The sequence below is a fragment of the Paenibacillus sp. ISL-20 genome (assembly GCF_018613005.1).
GTDB lineage: Bacteria > Bacillota > Bacilli > Paenibacillales > Paenibacillaceae > Paenibacillus_AQ.
Map to the genome: position 1 here is coordinate 1 of NZ_JAGGRD010000020.1, position 17031 is coordinate 17031.

A 17031-nucleotide genomic window follows, 5' to 3' on the forward strand; every position below is an offset into this window, starting at 1 on the left:
GATTTACTGTTGACAGTCCAAAGTTCGCTTTATAGATGATATGGTGAACCTTATCATAAGTAGGGCGAAATCTTCACTAAGGGAAGCGTCAAAGAACATTTCAATGTCCTTGACGCTTTTTTAGCTGGATTGGGGGAGTGGATCACTTACCCCTTTGTGATTCAAAAAAGACCCCTTGAAAGGGGTCTTGATGCCGGATCAATTAGGATAGTTGTCCTTGTCGATCGCCAGAAGTCCTCAATGTTTTAGCTTAATATCCCTCCAGTTAGTACGGCCATCCTTGTCGTAGCCAGTCATTTCGCTGGCGCTCAATATCTTGCCTGTGATGACATCAAAGAATACGTTCATCCTTAAGCTGTCATTCTCATTGTTGGGAGAATTCGGTGAGATGCCCGTAACTCTTAGAAGTAAACGCGATTTGGAGGATTTGGGGTCAGTAATAAATCCGGCGATATTAAAATGATAACCCTTAATCCAGTCATCCTCTATTTGAGGATTCCCTGGCTGCATACCCAGTACTTCAATAGCTTTTTTGACTACCTCGGGAGAATCAATTTTCACATCAGAAATAGCATACTGCCCTTTCATAAGTAAATTGGTCTTGTTCTTTTTTACATTATCAGCAGTGGCTTTTCCATTTCGGATCGATATCAGAATACTAATACTTCCATTTCTGCTGCCAAAAAGAACGTTCCACGCATTCCTTTTTCCGTCCATACCATCGTTTCTCTCTTGGGGTACAACAACACTATCCGTGCTTGTCAAGTCAATAAGCAATGGTTCTTCTTCCGTATGCTTCTTTGCCTCCTCGTATCCAAGGCGCCACGCTTCCATTGCGGTTAAGTATTTCTTTTCATCGGTCTTCTCACTGGTTGTTGACAGTGCCCGCTCCACTGGTTTTTGGGCAGGACCGTTAAGCGGACCGATCTTGAGAGCGTATAATAGGAAGACCATACTCGCGATCAATATAGTAAGGCCTATGCCGATGTACTTATTCTTTAACAAGGTTTCTTCTCCTAGGTTGTATTTTATGGAGCGCGGTTTAAGAAACTCGGAAAAGGGAGCGGGTCATCTCCTTTTGTAGGGAATTGTGGGCGTGGTAACCGACAAGTTCTCACTCCAAAGGCGATGTCCCTTCTCCCTTTTAATTTCTCGATGAAATTTCTAAATTTCCGCGTTAACCGTCCATTAGTGGACGGCGATATTTCTGCAAGGCTCAAGTAATTTTAGTTTTACAACGAATAAGTATAATCAAGTTTGATGATGCCATATTTAATTGCGGAGGCGGTATCCTTATGATAGTAGATATCGATCCAATAATCTGTCCTTTTCGGACCAGAGCCTGTATCATCTACTTTAAATGTGCTTGTGTAGCTGACACCGTCAGGCAACCAAATGCTCTTGTTTGTAGTTAACTGTGTACCAAAAGGAATAACGGGTTTGTAGTCGCTGCCACCGAGATCTTTATTCCTATGGACGGCACAAATCCCTAGCACCGGCACGTTACCATTCGCTGTATTGTTACCTGTCCAATTGTATGCCGTGGAGTCTTGGTTCGTCTTGGAATATGAGGTGGCTAGAGGACTCACCATTGACGTTTCACTTGCAGTTATAGGCTCAACGAGAGGTACCCCCGTAGAGGATAGCTTACTCGCATCAGATTTATTTGCCTGTTCTGTCGTAATTACGTTTTTGATAGCAAGCTGTGAAAATGGAGAAAATCTTCCTTCTGCATCCGGTCCACTTTCAATCGCCTTCCTCAGTTCATTAGGATCGACATTGTTCAATTCCGCCAGTTTTGTAATTTCTGAACTGGTAAATCGAGTTGTCTTTCCGTCCAATGTTACTGAGACATCGGACGTTCCCTCCGTTCCCTGACTCACTGGTTGAGCAAATGCACTGGAAGAAAGAGCTAGTAAAATTACGGAGGATAATGCCATTCCTGATATGACTCTGAATAGATTCATTTGTTCGATCCTCTTTTCTATTTATTTTGATATTCATCCAAAAAAACTTTAATTTGTTTAATTATGGAAACATCTAGATTTATAGTACTTCTATTCTACCGCTTAGTAAATAGGGATATTTTCCCATAAATATTCTTTCGGTCGCATAACACAGTTGGACGACGCCGTTGCCGAGATGCTTGCAGTCCATCCCATTAGCATATGATATATGTACCGAAATTTCCCTGAAACGGCGACTGGTGTTGGTGGAGCAGGTGTACGTGCGGTGAAGATTAATCGGGGAGAGTCTTATCATAAGTAAAGGCGAAATTTGGATGCAAATCGGTAACCATAATAAAAATATCTCTACATACGACACACGTTAAAGTGTGTCTCGCATCTACGAGAAAACGGCGAATGTACACGCATATAATAGAGATGTATTCATGAATAAAGGGAGAGCACTCCGTTGCAGTCCCGCACGCGCAGTCGTTTTGGAGAAGGCCATAGGAGAAGTGGAAGCAGATTCAATTTCAAACGGGGATCAGTTTGCATTAGACTGCTGAGCCCCGTCAGAAATAGAACGCTTTTGGGTTGTATCTTTATTTTGAAAGCTGAATTGAGCTGATCAGTTCATTCAATTCGGACTGTAATTGCAGATGGAGTTTCTCTACGATCGAAAAATCTGTGGCTGCAACATAGTAGGCCTTCATATGAGAATCGATGGCTTCGGCTTCCGCCAGATGGGAGGTGGCCTCTTTCATTTTTGCCGAATAGCGTGCTTTGATACCGGCTATTTCAGCAGCGTGAGCTTCATCTGTTCCAGGAGCTATAGTCCGTGTATACATATCCAGGATCTCATCCCCGTCCCGATCTGGAAAGTATTCATGTGGAGCGGTGCTGTCGAAGATAGCTGTTTGAAGCTTCGGGAATATCAACATATCCAAACTGTTCGGATCAAAGCCGCAATGAAACACTTGCACATCGATTCCTTTCTTTTCGGCAACGGAGGCAAGCTTTTTCAGCAGAGTCGATTTACCAGATCCCGCCCTTCCTTTGATGAAAATCCGTCTTTCCAGCTGAGCGGTCAAGCTTTGAATAAAATCGAATGCCCCCCTCGGAGTCGCAGCTCCGAAAAATAAGTGGCGCGAAGCGGTTGGCGTATCGCTTTCATGACCGGCATATAATTCTTGAATCAAATCCTGCGAAACCTGGTCGGCCTTCGAGAAATCCATATTTTCGATATAATATTTTTCCCACTCGTCATGAATCTGCAATGCCATTGCGAACGTTTCATACGCTTTTGAATAGGCGCTCTCAAGCTTTCCTCTAAGATCTTCTATCGTTATGAAGTGTTCCGGTAAAATAAGGCTGTTATCAAACGCTTCCTCGAAATGAATAAAGACGATTTCACCGGCCCCGCTATCCGAAGTCCCCCTACAGACTCGCCCGTCAACAATACCAACCTTCAATTCCGTTAAAATGATGCCATCCAGTTGGTCGGGACGGAGAGGAGAGTGGAAGCATTGCACATGCAAGCCTTTATCCAGCAGGCTATCCGCCAAGCTTTGAATGACCGTCGATTTCCCCGTACCTTGGGGCCCCGTAAGGACAAATATCTTGTTCAGCCCATCAAATGCGGACGTATACAAGAAATGAGCTCCGTGCGCAGTGTTGCCATGGGCAAAATAGTGAGATGATTTTACTACCAACTTGAAACACTCCTTTGTGCCTATTCAGATTCGCAAAGTTTACTGAATAAGCATGGTTGGGATAAGTGCCTATTCATTTGTATATTCCGCATTGTAAAAAATGGTGTTCGTCCTCTCCCATGTTTTTCGCTATTTGTTGACGGGGCTACAGAAGGTCCAGTTTCACCCGACTGCTTTGATAGGCGTAAGGCGGAGATGGGATTTCGGATTTGGGAAAGGCTGTAACCCCCATAGATCCGACTTTGGAATCAATTTCCTGGTCGGACTTGCGTGAACCGTGCGGCAATCTCTATAGTAGAAGGGAACGACATACGAACGGAGTGGTAGGGTAGAATGGAGAGCGGACGCGTGCTTCAGCAAGATTTGGATGAACAAAGTGAGTTTCAGCGGTTATTTCAAATGTATCTGCTGTTTGAGGAGAAAGTGGAACGGCCGAATGCGGAAGCCGTTCGGAACGCGTTAGAAACCCGATGCGGGAAAACGGAAACCGTGTCGGCAGATGGCGCATTGTCGTCGTTTGCCGTAGAGGCTTATAAAGTAGCTTACCAGGAAGGGAACTTGCCAGCTCAGGTGATGATGGCAGACGTTACTCCTTTTCAACCGGAGACGATTACCGACTTGGAGCGCACCCAGTTTTGGACGATGCCGGATGCCGAGGACGTTCTGGAAAAATGCCGCTATAAGCTGCTGATCAGCGACTTTATGGCGGCGGGGCTGGACTATAAATCGCGCAGCGCCTTATTGGCGGATTGGCTGGAGGCTGCCGTAAGCCTGTTCCCGACCTGCAAAGCGATCTGGATTCCATCAAGCGGGAAATTGCTGCATACGGCCGAAATTGTGGATAATCCGTACGAAGGAGCTGCGCGGTTCTTGCAGTTCGGCATGAATATCCGCTATTTTACCATTCATGGGACCGAAGACAGCTTGATCGATTCACTCGGTCTCTTTGCACTCGGCCTTCCGGATGTCCAGTACCACTTTCATACATTGGATCCGAATGACGTGTCACGGCATGCATTCAATGTCGCAGCCTACTTGTTTGAAGCGGATGTACCGGTGAGCGACGGCGAAACGATCGCCGGCTTGCTGAATGGGGAGATGGCGCCGGACGTGCATTGGCCTTGCAGGTTCGAAATGTCGCTGATCCAGCCTTCCAGAGAAGTGATGGACGTCAGTCCAGGTGAATATGCGGCAGGAGAACGAGAATAAATCCGGCCGACGTATGACCGAGCACCTCGCGCCGGGAGTCGCGTGAGGTGTCCCGATCCAGCCGACGGAACCGGCATCTTTATACTAACATGCCTGCAATATGATACGGCACGAAAATAAGCTGGCGGTATGTCCCCGCCAGCTCATTTTTAATGCTTTTATTTCCCCGGATATGCTGCCGCCCGGGAGTGGCAGTCACTCGTGTTGCTCTCTTTTCTAAATACTAGGCTTCTTAACGACGGGAATTCAAACTTCCATTTTAGTACATGCAGTCGCCATGATCATTTAGACCAGAGATCTCTGCTCTTATTCGTGTTCGACGACCTGTTTGCTCTTAAATTTATCTGCTGCTATTTCAATTTTCCATGGCCCCTTCATATCAATAATCGATTTGGATACAGTAACATCCAGTTTTCCCGAGTCGTTAGGATCATAACTAACCGAGAAAGATTTCAACACGCCAGTTGTTGCATCACGTGCCTTGTACGATCCAAGTGTAGTATCTATGGAAACATCGAAATCCTTTAAAGAACGATTCAGCTGTTGCGTGTTTGGCATCTCTACATATATCTCTATCAGGTCTCTGTTATCTGGTGACTTGAATTTTTTGAATTTAGTCAGTTCTACTGAGTAACCAGCTATGTCGAAGGATTGGTTTAATTGACCTTCTTGTCCGTCCGGAACGTTGATCGAGAAATTGGCTTCCTCATGACCGACACTCATCAATTGCGGGATGGTTAACGTGTATTTCTTAACATCTGAGCTTCCCAAGTTGAAATAAATGTCTTTAAAAGGCGTCTGTATACCCTTGTTATCAATTGGATAGTCATTACTAAATTCATCTGTAATGCTGATATTATCATTCAGTATAAGATCGCCTTTCTCGGGAAAATGATTAAAATATCTGAATGCATTCGAGTGTTCCGTACTTAAAAATATCCTGCCCTTATGACCTGCAGGAGTTGGAATAGCCGTAATCTCGAGATCATGGATTTCCATGGAATCACCGATAGCGTTTAGGCTGTCAATGCTATCCACCTTGCTAAGTGGAATGGTAAATAACTCCTTCTTGTAATCATCAAAAGACAACTGTGCATAATCTTTAATATCAACATGACCATAGAACTTATGTGTGATTTTTGAAAAGCCACCGCTACCATATGTTGAAACAGATGAGCTTTCGTACACCTCACCAGACTCGCTTATGATATTAATCTTAAAAGAACTCTCTGTATATGCGTTCAATTCAATTGTCGTCATATCCTTTTGAACCAACATAGAAGTTATGGTAACGTCATGATTGCTAAGTTTAATATCAACTGGTTCTGTCAGCATATAAGAATCTGTGCTACTCTCTCGAACCACACTGATTCCTGGAATGAATTGCAGAGCCCTTTGAATTGCCGCTGAAAGATGCGGATTGAATGTAACTGCTGCGCTAATGGAGAGTACGCCGATCAAGGAAGCAGCAACAACTCGATTCATAACGCGCTTCCTCTTTTTTGGAGCAGCTAATGCCGCATCCCATTCTTCTTTCGCTTGGTGAATGCCCATTAAACTTCGTTCATGAAGCATTGCAGGAATAGGGATTTCCTCAATGGCTTGTTTTATATTATTGCTCATATACAGACTCCTCCTTAACTACCTTCCTTAGTTTATGCAAGGCGCGGTATAGTATCGTTTTGCTGGTACCGAGAGGGATTTGCAAGACTTCGGCGATCTCCTTGATCGTGAAGTCATGATAAAATCTCAGCAGGACTACGCTCCGTTCATCCTCATCTAATTGTTCAATTAATTGCTTCAATGAAATCGAGAGCGGCACATCGTAATCCTCATTACTGACAGCGAAATCCATGTGTTCGGGCTTTAGATGAACGACTTTTTTCCGCTTACGAAGCAGATCGATTGCACAAGTTATACAAATTCGGATTAACCACGTTTTAAAATATTTTGGTTCCCTCAGGGTCGCAATTAGCTTGAATGAGCGATAGGCAGTTTCCTGGATGACATCCAAAGCGTCCTGTTGATTGTTCACGTACACGAAGGCTGTTCGATACAATTGCTGCTCATATTGCTGAAATAGCGTGATGTACGCATGGTGATCACCTGATCGTGCTTTATGTACGAGATTTTCGATTCTCCTCACCTACTTATTAGTTCATATATCTAATTAGACGTATCAAAGAAAGGGATGGCTTTATTATCCAAGATTTTTGTATGGGATCATCATTGTCATGGCGGCTATTATCGTTTCCGTGAAGCGCATCTCATGAAGTATCAGGACGTTCTGTAGGGGGATGGTCCAAATAAACAAAAACGGCTTCACTGTCCCAATAGGACGGCAAAGCCGTTTTCTTTATGCTGCAAAAGTGGACTTCATTCTTTATTGTACAACCTGCCAAACATCTAATTTACTAGGCACATTGCCTTGCGTCCACCACTTGGCTTGGTACGTAACTCCTTCATATAAGACGCGATCTCCGCCATTGTAAGCTTTGTTCGCATTCCATACTGGCGTTTTGCTGCTGCTCAATAGCTTCCATGCATCAGAAGTATCCGGCTGATCGCCTTGCGTCCACCACTTCGCTTCATATTCTATGCCTTGGAACAGAACGCGGTTTCCGCTTGTATACACCGTGGCTGAATCCCACTCTGGTAATTGTCCGGTTGGCTGTTCTTTTGTTTTCACTGTAATAGAGTTGCTTCCATCCGATACATTGCCTGCTGCATCAACCGCCTTCACAAAGTACGTGTACTCTGTGTTTGGCTTCAAGCCGCTGTCTGTTGCCATTGTACCTGTTACCGTCTGTACTTTAACGCCATTACGATAGACTTCATAATGCTTCACCCCTACGTTATCTGTAGATGCGCCCCACATTAGATTGATCGTCGAGGTCGTCTGTCCCATAGTGTGCAAAGATGTCGGTGCCGTTGGAGCAGTTGTATCATCAACCGGAACTGGCTTCGTTGTCACTGTAATCGCAGCACTTTCCTTGGAAACATTGCCTGCCGCATCCACAGCCATTACTGTATAGGTGTAGGATGTATTTGCTTCCAAACCTGTATCGACAACCGATGTGCCTGTTACCGTCTGTACCTTCACACCATTACGATATAAGTCATAATGACTAACCCCTACGTTATCGGAAGCAGCATTCCAGCGCAATTCAACAGTGTTCGTCGTTTGTACAGGAGATGTCACAGCAGTAGGAGCCGTTGGTGCCGTTGTGTCCTCTGGGTTTGGATTCCCGTTATCATCGTTAATCAAATTCACATCCATTACCTGATAAAAAGCATTCACCGTATCTGCAATTTCCCATACACCCAGAATCACATGATAGCCGCTGCGATCTGTCGGCACGTTAATTTGGTGTACAACCGTTGTTGACGGCTTGGCTCCACCATCGTTAAACGTCTCGATAAGCTCCAAATCAGCACGAGCTAACGGCTTGTCGGGGTTCCAATCTTTCTTGGTGATGTAATATTTCCATTCTCTCGTAGCGTGTGGTGCAGTTAATGTCCACTTAATGGTATTCTTGCCGCCATTCATCGTTACTTTACTCCAGCGACTAGCTGTCTGCTCGTCAAGCTGTGGGAATACACCAGCACCAGCAATTTGGCCATCAGCAGGCCCTTTAGCCGGGAAAGTCCCTAATCCTTCCACGCTTTGCGGCTCGTATTGCACGGGACCGCAGTTTTTGTTCGTTAGATCCTTGCACAGAGCAGCACGACTAGAGTGAATATAACCATGAGCAGATACTTGATCCGAAAATATAATTGATCCAATGACTCCACATACGAGCAGCGGTGCTACTTGCAGCACCTTTTTCCTCCAAGAATTATTCCTTACCTCTCCATTTCGGTTTAACCGCTTAAACTTTTTGCTAATCATCGTCTCGCTCCTTTAAATTAATTGCTGTCTCTAATGAGATACCAATAATTATCGGATAATGTGGCAGATTATGTATAGAGGGCTGGTAAAATAATACCAATGACGCATCTGCTAGTCCTACTCCTTCGTACGAATACATTTTCTCTTCCCTCGCTTAATGCCTTTCCATTATCTACAGATGCGGCTCCATTTATATGGAGTTTTCAAACAAGCAGAGGGAACCTTATTCACAAATACTTTCACAGCCTGCATCAAAGGAGGGCATTGCGCCATTTAAAATAGACGCACCTACCTTGGGCGAATCGCAGGAAGAACTTATTGCAAACTGCAAAGAGATGATAAGCGGTGTTTTTTTGTTGGAGTGCCTCATTCAGCAAAATAAAGGGGAAACAGTCATAAGCGACATTTATTCTGTCAACGATTACAACCTATCCCTGCGCCGAGTAGTGTACTATATTGAACAGCACTGCAAGGACATCTGTACCGTGAGCAGTGGTATTTTAAAACTTTTATCGAACAGAAATTTTCATAATATTTCGGCTGACGGCAATCAGGTAGCGAAGTATGAAAGGACATAGTCATGGCAGGTTTCAATATGAATATTTTTAAAAATAGCATTTTCAATTTTTTAGGTGGGATGATGTCAAGCTAAGACAGAAATAGATACTTCAAATAGAAAACAATGCCTGAAATATGAGAGAGCCGATAACCTCGTAATAGGGTTATCGGCTTAATGTCTGTACGGCTAGCTCTTTGATATGCGTTTATCAGCAAACTCGGTTATGTCACTTGTTGCTGGTCTTCTTGATCAAGTCCACGCCATCGTATGCCAGACTTTCCACACTTGCAGCCTTCTGCAGTAAGTAATGATCAAAAAAGTTCTTCGTATAGTCTGTAACAAGATTTCGCATCTCCATAGCATCCCGTTCGCCTCTGAGTTCCTCATTCACACTGGTAAACACGATGTCGCAGTAATCTAAATGCGCAACACGATCAACAGAGAAATAATAGGTTTCCATGCTATTGTTAGCGCCAATTATCGCATTCATGTTATAGTTAGGTTCACAAAACAGTAGCAAGAAGGGTTTCTTAAGGTCGCTGTCGAGAAGGCCGAACGCACCGCTATCCAAGCCAATCCCGCAGGCGAACCGGTCGTCGTCCCGGCAAACAATCGCCGTCGTAAGCCCTCCATAAGAATGTCCGACTATGCCCATGCCGATGTCAAGCAACAACCTGCCCTTAAAGATGGAATTCAGTTCTCCAGAGTCCAGTTTGTAAAGATAATCGGCTACATACCTTACATCTTCTGCCTGTAATTCACTATACTCTGTTACCTTGGCAAGTATCGGCAGTGTAAGCACGTTACGGCACATCTCAATGGCAGTTTCATCGTCAGGCCGCATCTCCATCTTACCAGCCAACGCCAGCATCTCCGGATCTTCAGAAAACGCCATAATGACATCCGAAAAATCCTTTGATACATTAAACAGGCGCCCATCTTTACGCTTATACATCGTGCTATTCTGATGGCCGATGCTTACCACAACATATCCCATGCTTGCCAAGTCTGTACAGATCACTGTACCCCATTCTGGAGAACCGCCCCCGCCGCAAACATAGAATAACACCGGATAGCGCTTTTCCTTCCCGGAGAGAGCAAGGTCGTCGTAACACTGGGTCTTGATATCTATAGAGAAAACATCCTTCAACGCAGTGATAAGTGGCTGCTCATTAAACATTTCGTAGACCTCAGGAAACATGTACGTTGATGTAGTCTTACCTTCGCTACTGTCGGACGGATAGTACACAAACGCCGTCAGTTCTCTTTTTGAGTGATCTGATGCCGTGTACTCAAAATCCATCTGGGTTCGACCGACAGTATAGCCGCCAATTGGTTCTGGAAATGCGTCATAAGTTTTCATTTTCTTGTTCCCCCTTAAAAGTGGCGAATGTGAAATACATACATTGCGCTATGAGCGCTTTTCAAAACGGTGAAACGATTACATCCTATCTTCAGAAATCATACCTACTCCTTGGCTTTCTTGAGATCGCTAACCATTTCAGAATATTTATGATCTTCAAGCAGCCCATGACTCATAAAGTCAGCAAAGTACTTGCTAAGCTTATGTTGCAGCGTAGAGTCCTTAATATCGAATTCCCTAAAAAACATGACTAAATTAAACTGCATTGACTCAAACATAAAAGAAATCAGGTCGTCGTCAATATCAGGTCGGAGATATCCATCAACCCTCATTCGGCGTAAAATGTCCTTGATCAAGGGGAATGACTCGCCCTTTAGCACATTCAGATATACTTTAAGCAAAGTGTTCTCAGGAATGTTTAAAAATGTTTTAGTGAGTTTGATTTCCAACTCATTCAGCGGCTCGGTCACAGTGCCATTAACATTACTAAATAAACCTGCAAGAAAAAACCGGTAAAGGGAATCTTCATTACTGTTATTAAAATACGCAGCTCTTTTCTGGGTGACATTACGTACTAAGAGACAATAAAGGTCATCTTTGTCTTCAAAATACCGATAAAATGTTCCGGGGTGCATGGACAAACGATCCAAAACCATCTTCATAGTTATATCCTCGTAAAGATTATCAACAAAAAGATGCATAGCGCTATTAGATATTTCCTCGCGCCTTGCTTCATCTAAACGAAAGAACGAATTTTTTGGCATAGATTACTCCTTAATGTGAAGTGTGAATTCATTCACATCATACCGATAACATATTCACATGTCAAGTAGTGAAATAATAATATAAATGATTAAAACCATTGCATAGAACAATATCCCCCCTAAGAGATAAGTTAATGGAGTTATGGTCACTTCAAATCGTTAAATTATTCGTAAATCCTCTTTTTGCTTTTTAGTGCAATATAAATCTTAAATTAACACGCCTGCTTGCAGTACTTTGTTCACGGGGTACACGTAGGCGTAGTCATAGCCATTCTTACCTGTGCTACTAAAGTAATGCTCCCCTTTACTTTTGAATGGCTTGGTGCTAATATTGATTTCGATAGTTATAGAACTGATGAAGGGATACGGGGAGGTGATTATAATGGGAGAAAATCAAGAAGATATCGGGCAAGCGGTTAAAGTGTATAAAGCTTTGGGGGAACCAACCCGGCTGAAAATCGCTCTACTGCTCGCGAAAGAGAGCAATTTATGCTTCACCGCTGTCGGTGAAAGGCTTGAGTCGGTTGCAGGCTCGACGCTATCGCATCATTTGAAGCAATTGACGGACTCTGGCTTGATTGATTCTCGCAAGAATGGATCGTATATTCACTATAACGTCAATCGAGAAATAGCAGAAAAATTTGCGCCCTTTTTGTTGGCGTAATTTTTTTGAAAATCACTTCGATATATTTAGAACAATGGAAATGATAGGACTTATACTTATGAAGTTTTAGCGAACGAGTCGATTAAGAAGGAGAGAATGACTATGAGCGATCAAACGAATACGATGGAGATTGGAATGAGTACATTCCTCCATGCAAATCCCCGAAATGGCGGTGTCTCACATGCCGAGAGGCTGCGCCAAGCGGTCGAAGAGATGCAATTAGCAGATCAAGTTGGCCTCGACGTCTATGCCGTCGGCGAGCACCATCGAATTGACTATACTAGCTCGTCGCCAGCTGTCATTCTGGCCGCCGCTGCCGCTACAACGAAGCGGATCCGGCTCTCGAGCGCAGTGACGGTGCTATCTTCGGATGATCCGGTGCGGGTGTACCAGGACTTTGCAACGCTGGACGGTCTATCGAACGGGCGAGCGGAGATCATGGCTGGACGGGGATCGCTCATCGAATCGTTTCCGCTATTCGGCTATGACCTAAGAGATTACGAGGAATTGTTTGAAGATAAACTGGAACTGCTGTTAAAGATTCGGGCCTCCGAAAAGGTGACCTGGCGCGGCGGTCATCGCCCGGCGATTGACAACATGGGAATCTATCCTCGTGCACAGCAGAAGCCTTTGCCTGTCTGGATCGGTACGGGCGGCAACCCGGAATCAGCTGTTCGGGCCGGTTTGCTGGGATTTCCGATTGCCTTCTCTATCCTGGGAGGGGAGCCGCAAAGATTTGCACCCTTGGTGGAGCTTTATAAAGAGGCCGCCGTGAAAGCCGGTCACGATCCGAATAAGCTGCAAATTGCTACGCATTCGCATGGCTTTATTTTGGATACGACAAAAGAGGCAGCTAAGCGGTATTATCCTGTCATGGCCGAGCAAATGAACCAAATTGGCCGGGAACGAGGCGGGTCTCCTTATACACGTGACTCGTACGATTCAGCCCGCAGCCTTAACGGCGCTCTTTATGTCGGAGATCCCGAATATGTCGCAGAGAAGATCGTGCTGCTGCATAAGAACCTAGGCTTGACTCAATTCATGATGTACAACGATTTCAGTTCATTACCGCATCGCGACTTGCTGCGGACGATTGAGCTTCTCGGCACCAAAGTAGCGCCGATTGTCCGTAAGGAGCTCGCCCGTCAGACGTAAGGCCATAACGCTTAAAGCAGAGTACGAACGCTTGGAACGAGGAGGCTTGATTGAGCCGAGAAATGAAGTCGGCGAATCGAGCATTATTTTTTAAATATGACTTCTATAGATTTAGATCTGTTGAAATGGGAAGAGGAGAAATAGATGGGGAATTCATGGAAAATTTATATTCTGGCCATTGTCAGCTTTTTAGTCGGAACTTCGGAGTTTGTGATTGCTGGCATTTTGGTTATGCTTGCAAGTGATATTGGAGTGTCGGTAGCGGCGGCCGGGCAGTTGATTACGGTCTACTCGCTTGCTTATGCCATCGGCACCCCTATTCTTATTGCACTCACGGCAAAAATGGATCGAAGAAAGCTTATGCTGTCGGCTTTGGGATTATTTTTCGTTGGGAATTTGATCACTGTCACAACTACAGGCTACGGCATGCTGCTCGGAGCAAGAATTATTTTGGCGATCAGCACGGGGGTATTTATGGTCGTCGCCCTGACGGTTGCCGCCAAAATATCTCATCCTGGAAAACAGGGTAGCGCTATCGCCACGGTTCTAGTGGGCTTTAACCTCGCACTTATTCTAGGGGTCCCGCTTGGGAGGATCATTGCGGGCTCACATGATTGGAAAATCATCTTCACGGGAGTCGGAGCCCTGAGTTTGGTCGCGATGTTGGTCCTTTTGGTGACAATTCCGAAATCGGAAGGAGAGGCTCCCGTTCCTATTCGGGAACAGCTCGCCTTATTAAAGAGCCCCCGAATCACTGTCGCGCTTTCCATCAGTTTTTTCTGGATATTGGGCTATACGATGCTGTACACCTATATAACGCCGTTTCTTTTGGACATTACGGGGATGAGCGAAGGGATGGTAAACGTCGGGTTGTTTGCGTTTGGGCTGGCCAGTCTCATAGGCTCCCAAGTTGGCGGCTACGGTGCAGATAGATGGGGTATCCCTCGAACGATGATTGGAGGCTTGCTCTTTCATTCCGGAGTATTGTTTTTACTGACGGCGTTCTCCCATTCGTCCATGATTGTGTTACCTCTGCTTATGTTATGGTCCTTTTTCGCTTGGTCGACGGGGCCGGTTCAACAAGTTTATTTAATCGGCATGGCTCCCCAGGCGAATGGTGACGTTTTGGATGATGGCGAATATGTGCATCGCTGGTCGGCCCGCATGCTGCAATCTGCCGGAGAGCTAACTGAAGGATTGCCAGGCTACTATTATTACATCACGGATTACGGTCTTAACGAGAAGACGGGCAGGACACCACATACACTCTCCCCATTAAATCATTTTTACACAGCCGAACAGGACGGGGTAAAGCTGATGAAGTGGCTGGACGATGCCGTGAATAAGGATGAATATTACTCCGTGGGGCGGCATTTTGTAGAGAAAGAGGGCTGACGGTTATAAGGTCTAGGGAGCTATATTGTAGACTTTTATCGAATATGCAGAATGGATTCCAAATCTATTGCTAAACTTGTCGATGAAAAAATAAAGAAAATGTTGGAGCAAACACATAGAGAGCATATTTTTAAAAGAAGATAACCACCAATTCGCATCGATGCCGGATCGACGGATACCGCCATCATCGGAACCCAGGACATTGACGGGCAGCCAAGAGTGCAAGGGGCCGCTGTGAACATCGGCGCAGATGAGTAGAAGTAGGAGTATGTGGTAAACAAGAAAAACGCCTTGCGAAGTCTTTTGACGAGGTAAATCTTAATGTATGACGATGAAGGGAATGCATATGGGAGGAGCTCTGCCCCCTATGCATTCCCTTTTCTGCGGTTTTTCCACGTTACTTCTCTCCAGCCGGTCAATATCATGCGCAAGCATTCACCAAGCCCTCGCCATGCATCCGCAAACCCCCGTGAACACTCACCAGGCAAGGAATTAACGGACATTTTGGGCGCTATTTTGTCGAATGTAGTCATCCGGCACAAAACTGTAAAATCCACACCGATTTCTATAATGAATCCTATATGGAAAATCACATGAATTGCCTATTCCCAGTCCATGTACCTAAAGAAGGCAGGATCGGGGAGTGCCCTTATCCTGCCTTTTTGCGTGTTATATGTTTTCTACTGTACTAACTTCTCCCAAATCCGGTTGCAATTTATTCCGCAGAACGTACAACATGATGGCTCCAACAAGGAACGCGACGACATCCGCAATGACGAGCGACCAGACCACCCCGTGGAAGCCGTTCATTCGATTGGCGATAAATAGCACAGGAATTAGAGTAATTCCTTGAATTACTGACATAATAAACGCGGCGGTTCCTTGCGCTGTTGCTTGAAAGATCCCCGTAAACAACGTGGTCATTCCTGAAATGAACAGGGATACGAATGTCACATGTAGAATGTAGCTTCCCATTTGAATTAATTGCGGGTCCTTCGTAAATAAACCAATTAAATGGTCGGAAATCAGATAGACGATGACGCCGAACACGACTGCTAACGCCACAATCGCTTTAATCGTAAACCCAATAGTTTGCTTCATGCGTAATTTATTCGCTGTAAAAGAGAAGGCAATCAACGGTACGACTCCCTCACATAAGCCCATCAGAATAAACTCAGGAAATTGCAATAAACGTGATGAAATTCCGTACCCCGCTATAGCCTGCTCCCCATATTCGACAAGAAAATGGTTCACGATGAGGGACATTGCACCCAAGAAGATACTCATAACAAAGACGGGAACTCCGATTTTAAATACATTGCTCAGAATGTCCTTGGTAGCCTTGAACCATTTTACGGAGACAGTTAGGAATTGGCTCTTATATCCCATATGGAAGGCATAAAATGCACTTGCAACCAGGTTAGAGATGACCGTGGCAGACGCAACGCCGATCACGCCCAAATGGAAGACGAAGATGGCTAGTGCATCAAGAATAATATTTACGACAACACTGAGAATCATACCAATCATCGACGTGATTGCTGCGCCTTCTGAGCGCACGATATTCTCCAGCGAGAAAAATAATACGACGATAGGTGAACCAATAAGCATAATCGTGACATAGTCCTTCGTGAATCCGAAAGAGTCTGGCGTTGCCCCCAGGCCATGCACGATTGGATCGATCAACGGGAGGCCGATGGCCATCACGATTAAACCGAGAACTAAACTGCTGTAAAAGGCGAATGAAGACACATGCTTAACATCGTCATTTTTTTTCTCTCCTAGCAGCCGGGAGATGAATGTACCGCTACCCATGCCAATCAAGTTGCCTAGCGCCATAATGACCGCGAATAACGGCAAGGTTAGTGCGAGTGCGGTTAACATGGCAGTATTGTGGAGTGTACCAAGGAAATAGGCATTCAAGATGGAATATATGACACTCATTGACGTGCCTAGCATCATCGGTACAGCGAAGTGAGCTACGGCTTTTGCGACCGGTGCTTTTTCAAAGTAATGGAGGTTTTCTGTATCCATGCGGGTCACCACTTTCTTCATTTATTTTGGTCTTCAAAATTACCTAGAACACGAACTAAACATTCAACCCTTCTTTCCATCACAGGGGCCGGTACCCAGCTGTACAGCATCTTTTCAGGCAGCTACCTGATAATAGTAGGCATTGTTGTCGAAATCACCGTCTCATTGCCGAAAAGATCACCGATCATGAGGGGTAATAAAGATCAAAATCTTGTTGGTTGCTTCATGAAGAATCCTTCCCTTATAACAATCTAACAGTGTTAGGTTGTACCTTACAGTGTTAGATGATAACATGGACCTATGAACCTGTAAAGCATAAACTTACACTGTTAGATAAA

The 17031-nt window shown here is 44.8% G+C and carries 14 protein-coding genes; 5 read left to right on the top strand and 9 right to left on the bottom strand.

The genetic code is table 11. From position 1 onward, the window contains the following. Positions 1-237 precede the first annotated feature (237 nt). The 3 genes from J7E85_RS12245 to J7E85_RS12255 form a co-directional block, all read right to left on the bottom strand. Positions 238-1005 (bottom strand): hypothetical protein, encoded by a 768-nt coding sequence (locus tag J7E85_RS12245; RefSeq protein WP_215158133.1) that lies wholly within the window; start codon positions 1003-1005, stop codon positions 238-240. Between the two features lie 227 nt (positions 1006-1232). Continuing rightward, positions 1233-1967: a hypothetical protein gene (locus J7E85_RS12250; RefSeq protein WP_215158135.1), complete on the bottom strand. Its 735-nt coding sequence runs from the start codon at positions 1965-1967 to the stop codon at positions 1233-1235. 581 nt (positions 1968-2548) lie between these two features. Beyond that, positions 2549-3658, bottom strand: a complete 1110-nt coding sequence (locus tag J7E85_RS12255; RefSeq protein WP_215158137.1) for a PRK06851 family protein — start codon at positions 3656-3658, stop codon at positions 2549-2551. 333 nt (positions 3659-3991) lie between these two features. On the opposite strand from J7E85_RS12255, the gene J7E85_RS12260 reads away from it, so the two are divergent. Continuing rightward, positions 3992-4867, top strand: a complete 876-nt coding sequence (locus tag J7E85_RS12260) for a DUF4261 domain-containing protein (protein ID WP_251035663.1) — start codon at positions 3992-3994, stop codon at positions 4865-4867. 306 nt (positions 4868-5173) lie between these two features. Here J7E85_RS12260 and J7E85_RS12265 read toward each other — a convergent pair whose 3' ends face one another. From J7E85_RS12265 to J7E85_RS12275, 3 genes are all read right to left on the bottom strand, one after another. Then, on the bottom strand, positions 5174-6490 hold the full coding sequence (locus tag J7E85_RS12265; RefSeq protein ID WP_215158139.1) for a hypothetical protein: 1317 nt from the start codon (positions 6488-6490) through the stop codon (positions 5174-5176). Beyond that, complete coding sequence (locus tag J7E85_RS12270; protein WP_353049489.1) at positions 6480-7013, bottom strand: sigma-70 family RNA polymerase sigma factor; 534 nt, start codon at positions 7011-7013, stop codon at positions 6480-6482. The genes J7E85_RS12265 and J7E85_RS12270 overlap by 11 nt, the downstream gene beginning before the upstream one ends. Before the next feature lie 237 nt (positions 7014-7250). Then, positions 7251-8759 carry a lytic polysaccharide monooxygenase gene (locus tag J7E85_RS12275; RefSeq protein WP_215158142.1) on the bottom strand — a complete coding sequence of 503 codons (1509 nt, stop codon included), beginning with the start codon at positions 8757-8759 and terminating at the stop codon, positions 7251-7253. Between the two features lie 194 nt (positions 8760-8953). On the opposite strand from J7E85_RS12275, the gene J7E85_RS12280 reads away from it, so the two are divergent. Next, positions 8954-9337 (top strand): hypothetical protein, encoded by a 384-nt coding sequence (locus tag J7E85_RS12280; RefSeq protein ID WP_215158144.1) that lies wholly within the window; start codon positions 8954-8956, stop codon positions 9335-9337. 207 nt (positions 9338-9544) lie between these two features. Here J7E85_RS12280 and J7E85_RS12285 read toward each other — a convergent pair whose 3' ends face one another. Together J7E85_RS12285 and J7E85_RS12290 are read right to left on the bottom strand one after the other, a co-directional pair. After that, positions 9545-10681, bottom strand: a complete 1137-nt coding sequence (locus tag J7E85_RS12285; protein WP_215158146.1) for an alpha/beta hydrolase — start codon at positions 10679-10681, stop codon at positions 9545-9547. 104 nt (positions 10682-10785) lie between these two features. Then, positions 10786-11445 (bottom strand): TetR/AcrR family transcriptional regulator, encoded by a 660-nt coding sequence (locus J7E85_RS12290; RefSeq protein ID WP_215158148.1) that lies wholly within the window; start codon positions 11443-11445, stop codon positions 10786-10788. Positions 11446-11827: 382 nt separating this feature from the next. Here J7E85_RS12290 and J7E85_RS12295 point away from each other — a divergent pair, with 382 nt between their 5' ends. From J7E85_RS12295 to J7E85_RS12305, 3 genes are all read left to right on the top strand, one after another. Then, a complete protein-coding gene (locus J7E85_RS12295) occupies positions 11828-12109 on the top strand; it encodes an ArsR/SmtB family transcription factor (protein ID WP_098749556.1) in 282 nt (93 codons plus the stop codon). Positions 12110-12211: 102 nt separating this feature from the next. Continuing rightward, positions 12212-13264 (top strand): LLM class flavin-dependent oxidoreductase, encoded by a 1053-nt coding sequence (locus J7E85_RS12300; RefSeq protein WP_215158150.1) that lies wholly within the window; start codon positions 12212-12214, stop codon positions 13262-13264. Between the two features lie 144 nt (positions 13265-13408). After that, on the top strand, positions 13409-14659 hold the full coding sequence (locus J7E85_RS12305; protein WP_251035664.1) for an MFS transporter: 1251 nt from the start codon (positions 13409-13411) through the stop codon (positions 14657-14659). A gap of 669 nt (positions 14660-15328) precedes the next feature. Here J7E85_RS12305 and J7E85_RS12310 read toward each other — a convergent pair. Further along, positions 15329-16693, bottom strand: a complete 1365-nt coding sequence (locus J7E85_RS12310) for an MATE family efflux transporter (RefSeq protein WP_215158152.1) — start codon at positions 16691-16693, stop codon at positions 15329-15331. Positions 16694-17031 lie beyond the last annotated feature (338 nt).